The organism is Rhodococcus sp. R1101, assembly GCF_000278445.1.
Taxonomy (GTDB): domain Bacteria; phylum Actinomycetota; class Actinomycetes; order Mycobacteriales; family Mycobacteriaceae; genus Rhodococcus; species Rhodococcus gordoniae.
In genome coordinates this window covers 1-9154 of sequence record NZ_AJVB01000126.1, presented here as the reverse complement: position 1 = coordinate 9154, position 9154 = coordinate 1, and the positions used below count along the sequence as shown (strand labels likewise).

9 protein-coding genes are annotated in these 9154 nt (G+C 69.3%); 1 reads left to right on the top strand and 8 read right to left on the bottom strand.

From position 1 onward, the window contains the following. From R1101_RS0110605 to R1101_RS0110585, 5 genes are all read right to left on the bottom strand, one after another. A partial coding sequence (locus R1101_RS0110605) for an L-lactate permease (RefSeq protein ID WP_016933410.1) occupies positions 1-748 on the bottom strand: 748 nt, incomplete at its 3' end. Between the two features lie 4 nt (positions 749-752). After that, complete coding sequence (locus R1101_RS0110600; protein ID WP_016933409.1) at positions 753-1181, bottom strand: HIT family protein; 429 nt, start codon at positions 1179-1181, stop codon at positions 753-755. After that, the gene (locus R1101_RS0110595) at positions 1178-1810 is read right to left on the bottom strand and encodes a TetR/AcrR family transcriptional regulator (protein WP_198420258.1); all 633 of its coding nucleotides are present in this window, start codon (positions 1808-1810) and stop codon (positions 1178-1180) included. The genes R1101_RS0110600 and R1101_RS0110595 overlap by 4 nt, the downstream gene beginning before the upstream one ends. 83 nt (positions 1811-1893) lie before the next feature. Further along, positions 1894-3315: an adenylosuccinate lyase gene (gene purB / locus R1101_RS0110590; RefSeq protein ID WP_016933407.1), complete on the bottom strand. Its 1422-nt coding sequence runs from the start codon at positions 3313-3315 to the stop codon at positions 1894-1896. A 44-nt stretch (positions 3316-3359) separates the two neighbouring features. Beyond that, positions 3360-3974: a TetR/AcrR family transcriptional regulator gene (locus tag R1101_RS0110585; protein WP_016933406.1), complete on the bottom strand. Its 615-nt coding sequence runs from the start codon at positions 3972-3974 to the stop codon at positions 3360-3362. A 143-nt stretch (positions 3975-4117) separates the two neighbouring features. Between R1101_RS0110585 and R1101_RS0110580 the strand changes: the two genes are divergently transcribed. Further along, a complete protein-coding gene (locus R1101_RS0110580; protein ID WP_026003125.1) occupies positions 4118-5770 on the top strand; it encodes a GMC oxidoreductase in 1653 nt (550 codons plus the stop codon). Positions 5771-5797: 27 nt separating this feature from the next. Here the strand turns inward: R1101_RS0110580 and R1101_RS0110575 are convergent, their stop codons facing one another. From R1101_RS0110575 to R1101_RS26375, 3 genes are all read right to left on the bottom strand, one after another. Further along, complete coding sequence (locus R1101_RS0110575; RefSeq protein WP_026003124.1) at positions 5798-6973, bottom strand: pyridoxal phosphate-dependent aminotransferase; 1176 nt, start codon at positions 6971-6973, stop codon at positions 5798-5800. Positions 6974-7004: 31 nt separating this feature from the next. Next, positions 7005-8723, bottom strand: a complete 1719-nt coding sequence (locus R1101_RS0110570) for a CocE/NonD family hydrolase (RefSeq protein ID WP_016933403.1) — start codon at positions 8721-8723, stop codon at positions 7005-7007. A gap of 146 nt (positions 8724-8869) precedes the next feature. Continuing rightward, positions 8870-9154: phosphoribosylglycinamide synthetase C domain-containing protein (locus R1101_RS26375; RefSeq protein WP_332306998.1), on the bottom strand; the 285-nt coding region annotated here is incomplete at its 5' end.

The following is a 9154-nucleotide window of genomic DNA, read 5'->3' as shown; positions in this document are numbered from 1 at the left end:
CCACCGTGAGGTAGCTCGCGCACACGAACTGGGCGGCGGCGAAGGCGAGTCCGACGGCGAGCGCGACCGGCCACGTCTCCCGGACGCCGCGCCATCCGCCGATCACCGCGACCAGCACGAGCGGGACGAAGACCGCGAGCAGGCAGACCTGCCGCGCGACGACCGGACCGATCTCGTCGATGGGGATCTCCGAGACGCGCGACATCGTCAGGATCGGGGTGCCCATGACGCCGAGCGGTGTGACGACCGAGTTGGCGAGCAGGGCCGCAGCGGCCGCGCGCACCGGCGGCAGTCCGGCACCGATGAGCACGACGGTCGCGACGACGATGGGCGTGCCGAAGCCGGCGACCGCCTCGAGCAGCGCGCCGAACAGGAAGGCGATGACGATCGTGAGGATGCGCGGATCCGGGGAGATCCGCCCGAATGCGCGGGTGAGGACGTCGAAGTGCCCGGATTCGACGGTGAGCCGGTACACCCAGACGGCGTTGACCACCGTCCACATGATCGGGAAGAGCCCGAAGACGGCGCCTTCGATCCCGGCGCTGAGCGCCGACCCGATCGGCATGCCGTAGACGGCGGTGCCCACCACGAGCGCAACCACCACTGCGATTCCCGCTGCGGAATGCGACCGCAATCGGAAGACGGCGAGCAGGACGAGCATGGTGAGCAGCGGGAGCACGGCGACCAGCGCGGACCATGCGAGGGAACCGCCGACCGGTGCGATCGGCTGGATGTATGCGTCTGTCACCCGATCACGACCGGCGGGACTCCACCGCGGTGCGGATCGTGGCGGCCGTGCCGTCGAGCACCGTCCGGTTCGGTGTCTGCCAGTGGGCGCGGATCCCGAAGCCGTCACCGGCTGTGCGCGGCACGAGGTGCAGGTGCACGTGGAAGACCTCTTGGCCGGCGGCCACACCGTCGGCGAGGAACATGTTCACACCCTCGATCGGCAGTTCGGACGCGCGCATCGCCGTGGCGATCCGTTGTCCGGCGGCGAACACCTTCGCTCCGTCCTCCGGATCGAGCTGCGCCAGTCCGGACGCGTGCCGTTTCGGAATCACGAGCAGGTGTCCCGGGGTGAACGGACGGATGTCCATGAACGCGAGCACGTCGGGTTCGTCGAGTACGACACTGGCCGGCGACTGCCCGGCCACGATGGCGCAGAAGATGCAGTCCGTCACCGGGGCGTGGACTCCTCCGCGTGCGCCGGACCCCGGGCCGCTTCGAGGAGACGCAGCAATTCGCCCTCCACCGCGGGGCGGTCGCGCACCGGATCGTCGCTGTGCGCGAGGCACAGCATCGCTTCCTCGACGGCCGCGATGAGCAGGTGGGCGAGTACCGACGTCCGCGTGGACGACATCTCGTATACGTCGGGATCGACGGTGACGAGGGTGCGCTCGATCGACTTCAGGGACGAATGCCGATGCGTCTCCCGCACTTCGGTCCAGCCGAGGACGGCGGGAGCTTCGATCAGCAACAACCGGCGCGTCGCCTGGTCGTAGACCGCGTCGAGCGACGCGAGCACGGCCGAGGTGAAGCCTTCCCAGGCATCCTCGATCGGCTCGACGGGAGCCAGGGACCCTTCTGCTTCCTTCTGGATACGCTCGATGACACCGCGGAACAGATCCCGCTTGTCGGCGAAGTGGTGGTACAGCGCACCGCGCGTCACTCCCGCCACGGAGACGATCTCCTCCGTGGCCGCCGCTGCGTACCCGTCGCGCAGGAACACTTCGAGTGCTGCGTCGAGCAGTGCGGTGCGTGTCCGCGCTGCATCACGCACCCGACCCGTATTTCCCTGTTTCACCGACATTTCGTTCTCCCCTGCTGATACCGCCACCCCCATCGGACACTCCCCCCGGTAGTCGGTCTCTTGTTCTTTCCCGAAGCCGCTTCCTACAGAATCGGTGCCGGCGTGTACTTCGCCGCTTCCGGATACTGCGCGACGAGATCCTGCACCGCCGCGACGACCGCGTCGACCTGTGCCACCGCGGCTCCGGCGAAGACCTCCCGGTCGGCCAGGGCCGCATCGAGTGCGGCGCGGTCGAGCGGGAGCCGGTCGTCGGCGGCGAGACGGTCGAGCAGATCGGGTTCGCGGCCCTGCTCGCGCATCGCGAGCGCAACGGACACGGCGTGTTCCTTGATGGCCTCGTGAGCGGTCTCGCGACCCACCCCCGCCCGCACGGCGGCCATGAGCACCTTGGTGGTCGCCAGGAACGGCAGGTACCGCACGAGTTCCTTCTCGATCACCGCCGGGTAGGCGCCGAACTCGGCGAGGACCGTCAGGAAGGTCTCCATCTGGCCGTCGATCGCGAAGAAGGCGTCGGGAAGGGCGACCCGCCGGACGACGGAGCAGAAGACGTCACCCTCGTTCCACTGCGCACCGGCGAGTTCGGCGGCCATGGAGGCGTATCCGCGCAGGACGACCTGCAGACCGTCGACGCGCTCGCACGAACGGGTGTTCATCTTGTGCGGCATCGCGGACGAACCCACCTGGCCGGGCTGGAATCCTTCGGTGACGAGTTCGTGACCGGCCATGAGCCGGATGGTGTGGGCGAACGACGCGGGGCCGGCACCGACCTGCACGAGCGCGGAGAGCACGTCGTGGTCGAGCGAGCGCGGGTAGACCTGGCCCACGCTGGTGACGACGTTCGCGAAGCCGAGATGCTGCGCGACCTTCTGCTCGAGCTGCGCGAGCTTCGCGGCATCGCCGCCGAGCAGGTCGAGCATGTCCTGGGCGGTGCCCATGGGGCCCTTGATCCCCCGCAGCGGGTACCGGGCGATCAACTCCCGGACACGCTGCAGAGCGATGAGCAGCTCGTCGGCCGCGGAGGCGAAACGCTTGCCGAGGGTGGTGGCCTGCGCCGCGACGTTGTGCGAGCGACCGGCCATGACCAGCGAGGCGTACTCGGTCGCGCGCTCGGCGAGCCGCGCGGCCACGGCGACACCGTGGGAGTGGACGTGTTCGAGCGACCGCAGGATCTGCAGTTGTTCGACGTTCTCCGTGAGGTCGCGGCTGGTCATGCCCTTGTGGACGTGCTCGTGCCCGGCGAGCGCGTTGAACTCCTCGATGCGAGCCTTGACGTCGTGGCGGGTGACGCGCTCCCGCGCCGCGATGGAGTCGAGATCGACCTGCTCGACGACGCGTTCGTAATCGGCGATCGCCTCGGCCGGAACGTCGATCCCAAGTTCGGCCTGCGCCCGCAGCACCGCGAGCCACAGCTGCCTCTCGAGCACGATCTTGTACTCGGGCGACCACAGATCCCTGAGTTCGGGACTGGCGTAGCGAGTGGCGAGGACGTTGGGGATGTGGCTCACAGAAGTGAGTTTACGGTCCGGTCCTGCCCAGGTATTCCCCGACCTCACTCCTCGGCCGGGGGCGCGACGGTCTCCACGACGTCGAGCAGGATGCCGCGCGCGAGCGAGCGCGGGTCGGGATCGAACTCGCCCAGCCCGCCGAGGACCGCGCCGTCCACCACCGCCACGAGCCGGCGCACCTCCCGGGGCCGCACCGATCGGCAGCAGCGTTCGAGCAGGTCGGTGAGCAGGTCGTCGATCTGTTCGCGCATCCGTACCTGCACGTCGTGCAGTTCCGGATAGCGGGCCGTGGCGACGCACCGTTCGTATCGCGAGATCAGGCGTTCGCGGTCGATTCCGCCGTCGTCCTCCCGGGGGCCTATCAGCAGGTCGACGATGAGATCGGCCGTGCCTTCGAGGCTGCGCGGAAGCTGCTGGATATCGCGGACCCGCGCCCGCATCGCATCCAGTTCCCGTTCGCTGTTGTAGTCCACCGCGCACGCGACGAGATCGTCGAGCGATGCGAAATAGTAGGTCGTCGACGCGAGTGGAAGACCCGCGCGGGTGGCGACGGCACGGTGGCGTACGGCGTCGATACCTCCCTCGAGAATGAGGTCGGCTGCTGCTTCGACCAGCGCCTGACGGCGCCGTTCGCCCTTCGGGGTTGCAGCAATCGACACACTCTCATGGTGACAGCTCGGGGGTCTCACCAGGGGAAAACGGAATTCGAGACCAACCGGTACCATTACGCCCGCCCGCGCGTGTCGAGTCTCGGCGGGTGCTTCCCCGCGCACAGGTCATCGAACGATCGGAGCCGTACCGGATGAGACGTCGACGCTTTCTGCAGGCATCCGTTCTCGGGGCTGCGCTGGCCGGTACCGGTGCCGTCGGCTCCGGCCTGTCCGCCATCTCCGGCCTCGGGCTCCCCCGGGCGAATGCACTGCCCGTCGGGCTCGAGGAGTACCGCCGTCTCGTACCGGAACTGTTCGTGCCGCCGCCCACCCCGCCGGAGCACTCCGAGGTCGTCGTGGTGGGTTCCGGTTTCGGGGCGAGCGTCGCCGCCCTGCGCCTCGCCGAGGCCGGGAACCGGGTCACGATGCTCGAGCGCGGTATGCGCTGGCCCCGCGACCCGCACCGGGAGATCTTCACGACCGACCTGCTCGCCGACGGTCGCGGCTACCACCACCGCACCCGGTTCACCGGTCCGACCGGCATCCCGGTGGTGTGCGACGACTTCGCCGGCGTCCTCGACGTGGTCGACTACCCGAACATGTCGGTGTGGCGCGGTGCCGCGGTGGGCGGCGGATCGATCGTCTTCACCGGCGTGATGATCGCCCCCGAACGGCACTTCTTCGAGCACGTCTTCGGCGACCGCCTCTCCTACGACGAGATGACGTCCACCTGGTACCCGAAGGTGCGCTCGATGCTGCGCCTCGATCCGATGCCCGACGACATCTACAACGCCGGGGAGTTCACGCATTCGCGGCGCTGGGACGACGACGCACGCGCCGCCGGCTACAGTCCGCACCGCATCGACGGGATCTGGGACTGGGACGTCGTGCGTGCCGAACTCGCCGGTTCGGTGCGCCGGTCGGCCGTCGCGGGCGAGAGCAATCTCGGCAATTCGAACGGCGCGAAGTTCGATCTCACCCAGAACTACATCCCGGCAGCCGAGGCGACCGGTCGCACGCTGGTGTGCCACGGCCACCGGGTGCTCGCCGTCGGCCAGGACGGCAACGGCCGCTACCGGCTCGACGTGCAGGCCGTCGACCCGACGGGTGCGGTGCTGCGCACCACCACGATCACGTGCGATCGCCTCGTCCTCGGCGCCGGATCGGTCGGCACCACCGAACTGCTCGTCAAGGCCCGGCACACCGGTTCGTTGCCGAACCTCGACGAGCGCGTCGGGCGGGGCTGGGGCACCAACGGCGACGCCGTGCTCGTGCGGTCGTTCGCCCTCACCGACGGTTTCGGCGGCGACCAGGGAGCGCCGTCGGCGTCGCGGATCGTCGACGAGTCGGGCCTGCCCCTGAGCCTCGAGAACTGGTTCGTCGCGGGCACCGCGAAAGACGTCGGGATGCTCGCCTCGCTCGGCATGACCCTCGATCCGACTCGCGCCGACTTCACCTACGACGCGGGCGCCGACCGTGCCGTCCTGAACTGGCCGGCGGGGGGTGAGCGCGAGAGCGTCGACGCACTGCGGGCCGTGCACAACGCGATGGCACAGGCCGGCGGCACGATTCCGGGCGCATCACCGATGGCCGAGGACGTCAATGCGACGTTCACCGCGCACCCGCTCGGTGGTGCGGTGCTCGGCGATGCGACCGACGGTTACGGCCGCGTCCACGGCCATCCCGGTCTCTACGTCGTCGACGGCGCACTGATCCCGGGCAGCACCGGCACCGCCAACCCCTCGCTGACCATCGCCGCGCTGGCCGAACGGAACATCGCGCGGATCATCGCCGACGGGCGGTGACCCGCCCTCGGCGGCCGGGGCCGGTGATCACGAGACGGGCAGCCACCCCGCCAGCCGGTCGAGCGCCGCGGTGACGTCGGCGGTCGATCCCGCGAACGACAGTCGCACGGTGCCGTCGCCGCGCACGGTGTCGAAGTCGACGCCCGGTGCGAGCGCGAGACCGGTGTCGTGGAGCAGTCGCGCGCACCACGCCGTCGAGTTCTCGCCGTCGAGCAGATGCCCGATGTCGGCATAGACGTAGAAGGCACCGTCGGCCGGTGCGAGTTTCGTGATGCCGAGATCCGGCAGTCCTTCGAGCAGCAGTTCCCGGTTCACGGCGTAACGGGAGACGTGCCCGTCGAGTTCGGTGCGGGCCTCGGTTCCGAACGCCTCGATCGCCGCGAACTGGGAGATCGACGGCGGGCACACCGTCATGTTCGACGCGAGTCGCTGCAGCGCCGGCCGCATCCTCTCCGGCGCGAGCATCCAGCCGAGTCGCCAGCCGGTCATCGAGAAGTACTTCGACACCGAGCCGATCACCACGGCTTCGCGGGAGGTCGCCCAGGCGGTGGAGGTCGCGGGTGAGCCGGGAGTATCGAATTCGATGCCGTGGTAGATCTCGTCGGAGACGAGGAGGCTGCCGTGCTCGTCGCACCAGCGTGCGAGCGCCGCGAGCTCGTCCGGTTCGATCATCGTGCCGGTGGGGTTCGCGGGACTGGCGACGACGACACCCGCGGGCGGAGTGTCGAGTTCCTCGAGCATCGCGACGGTCGGCTGGTAGCGGGTCTGCGGGCCGCAGTCGAGTTCGACGACGCGGCAGCCGAGCGCGGCGAGGGTGTTGCGGTAGGCCGGGTAACCGGGCCGGGCGACGACGACGGTGTCGCCGACGTCGAAAGCCGCGAGGAACAGCAGGGTGAAGGCACCGGAGGAGCCGGTGGTGACGACGACGTCGTCCGGATCGACGTCGATGCCGTACTTGTGGCGGTGGTACGCCGCGATCTCCTCGCGCAACGGCAGGATGCCGAAGGTTTCCGTGTAACCCAGCAGTTCCGCGTCGATCGCGAGGTTCGCGGCGCGGAGCACGGGGGCGGGTGCGGGGGTCGACGGTTGTCCGGCGGCGAGACTCAGGACGTCGCCGTGGGAGCGCTGCCGCTCGGCGGCCGCCTTCCACACATCCATGACGTGGAACGTCTCGATAGCAGAGCGTTGGGATTCGGGGCGCACGTCGACGACGGTAGTACGCGCGCGTCGTTCCTCAGAGCCGGACGCGCTGAAGTCGGGCGAGGGCACCCCACGCGATCGGATAGTCCGGACGATCGACGACCTGCGCAGGCGCGGCCTTCGCGCCGGTGGCCGTCTCCTCGGGTTCCGGCGCCGGCTGCGGCACGACCGGCAACAGCAGATGCGAGTCGAACTGTCCGCCCGCATGCACGATGTGGAAGCCCTTGTTGATCGTGCGGTCGTGGCCGACGCGCGGATTCTCGTCGAGGTCGTGGCCGGCGATGACGAGAACGAGGCTGGAACCGGCCTCGAAGAAGGTGCTGTGCGGCATGATCTCGATGTCGACCGGCACGATCTGGTCCGGCAGCAGCGGCCAGTACTTCTTCTGGTCGTGGACGGGCCGGTAGGCGGTGGAGGCTTCCGGGTCCAGTGCCCGGCGGGAGACCCGCATCCAGCCGTGGGCGACGAATCCCTTCTCGTATCCGCCGTGTCCTTCGAACCACACGTCGCGGCCGTATTCGTCGCGTTTGGCCAGGCCGACGAACAGGTCCATGTCGTCGGCATCCTTCGCCTGCACCCACAGACGCAGTGCCGCGTGCCCGGTGATCTCGGTGTCCTCGGCGAAGGTGTGGGTGAAGACGAGTTCGTCGCCCGCGACGGGGAAGGTGCGCCGGAACTGCCGGCTCTCGCACGGCGTGGTGCTCAGAGCGGCGTTCGCGTGGTCGAGGTGGAGTGAGACGTAGCGGGTGCCGGGCACGGGCCACTCGGACTCGAGGCGTTCGGAATAGGTCCGGAGGTCGTGGCGGGTCTCAAGGCGCACGCGCGGGGTGTCGGCGAAGCCGTTGTCCTCGTCCTTGAGGTAGTGGTCGAAGAAACGTCGCTGGTAGTCGAGCGCTTCGTTGCCGTAGAAGGTCTGCCACATCTTCCGCCCGTGGGTGTAGAGCCACTTGTGCTCCGACCCGATGCGGCGGTAGCCCTCGACCGCTCCGCGGGCGCGGGGGCCCTGATCCGACCAGGAGACTCCCACCAGCGCGGGCACGGTGACGTCCTCGAGCCGGGGAGGCGGGGCGACGTGACGGAAGAAGTCGGGGAACCGGCGCAACAGCCACGGGGTGAACCGCCGGAGGGACACGGCGCCGCAGCGCACCCCGGTGTTCATCGCGCTGTACCAGAACTCGCTGTAACGGGTCTCGGGGATGCCACCCTGGGTGAGGATGTCGCGGCAGGGATCGCTCACGCCCTCCCAGGGGGCGATGGCCGCGAGATGGGGCGGGTTCAGTGCCGCGGTGTACCACTGCAGGGTCGCGAGATAGTCGGCGCCGGCGAGACCGACCCGGCCGTTGCTCCACTCCTGGCTGCCGGCCCATTCCACGACGGCCGCGCAGTCGAGCGCGGCCCGGCCGAGCAGCATGCGCGGCCGGCCGCCGCTGGCGTGGTGGCCGCGCATGTCGGCGACGACGAGGACGTAGCCGCGAGGAACCCAGTAGGCGGGATCGGGTGCCTCGAAGGAGGTGCAGTCGCTGAGTTCGAGGTCGCCGATGTGGTTGCCGGATTCGGCGAGCTCGTCGAAGTCGACGGGATACCGGTCGACTCCGGCGTTCTTGCCGTAGGGGGTGACTGCCACCAGTACGGGGCACCGGTCCTGTTCACCGGCACTCGCGGGGCGGTAGACGTCGGCCCGCAGGACGGTGCCGTCCGCAGTGCGGACGGGCACGTCGCGCTCGACGACGACGTCGTCCGGCAGCTCGTTCACGACGACGTTGTGGTGCCGTAGCGGTGTCGGGTCCGGCGTCGGCGTTCGTCCTCGAAAAACCATGCTGTCACCCCTGCTGGCATCAAGATGCACCGAGTGTGCAACATACAACCGGTAGGTGCAAGGTGGAGAACGAGGATGAAAGGCTAGACCGAGATCCGGCCCTCGACGGCCGCCATACCGATGTCGCGGCGGAAGTGACCGCCCGGCAGCTTCACGGTGGCGAGCCGATCATAAGCGGCTTCGCGCGCGGCCGCGAGATCGGCGCCCACGCCGATCACGTTGAGCACGCGCCCACCGGCGGAGACCAGCGCACCGTCGTCGCGACGCCTGGTGCCGGCGTGCAGCACCGTCTCGCCCTCGGCACCGGTGATCACGTCGCCGGTACGCGGGGTGGACGGGTAGTGCTCGGCGGCGAGCACCACGGTCAC

Coding starts and splice junctions, on each gene's coding strand:
- R1101_RS0110595 (WP_198420258.1), bottom strand. CDS start 1,810: ATGTCGGTGAAACAGGGAAATACGGGTCGGGTGCGTGATGCAGCGCGG.
- R1101_RS0110580 (WP_026003125.1), top strand. CDS start 4,118: ATGAGACGTCGACGCTTTCTGCAGGCATCCGTTCTCGGGGCTGCGCTG.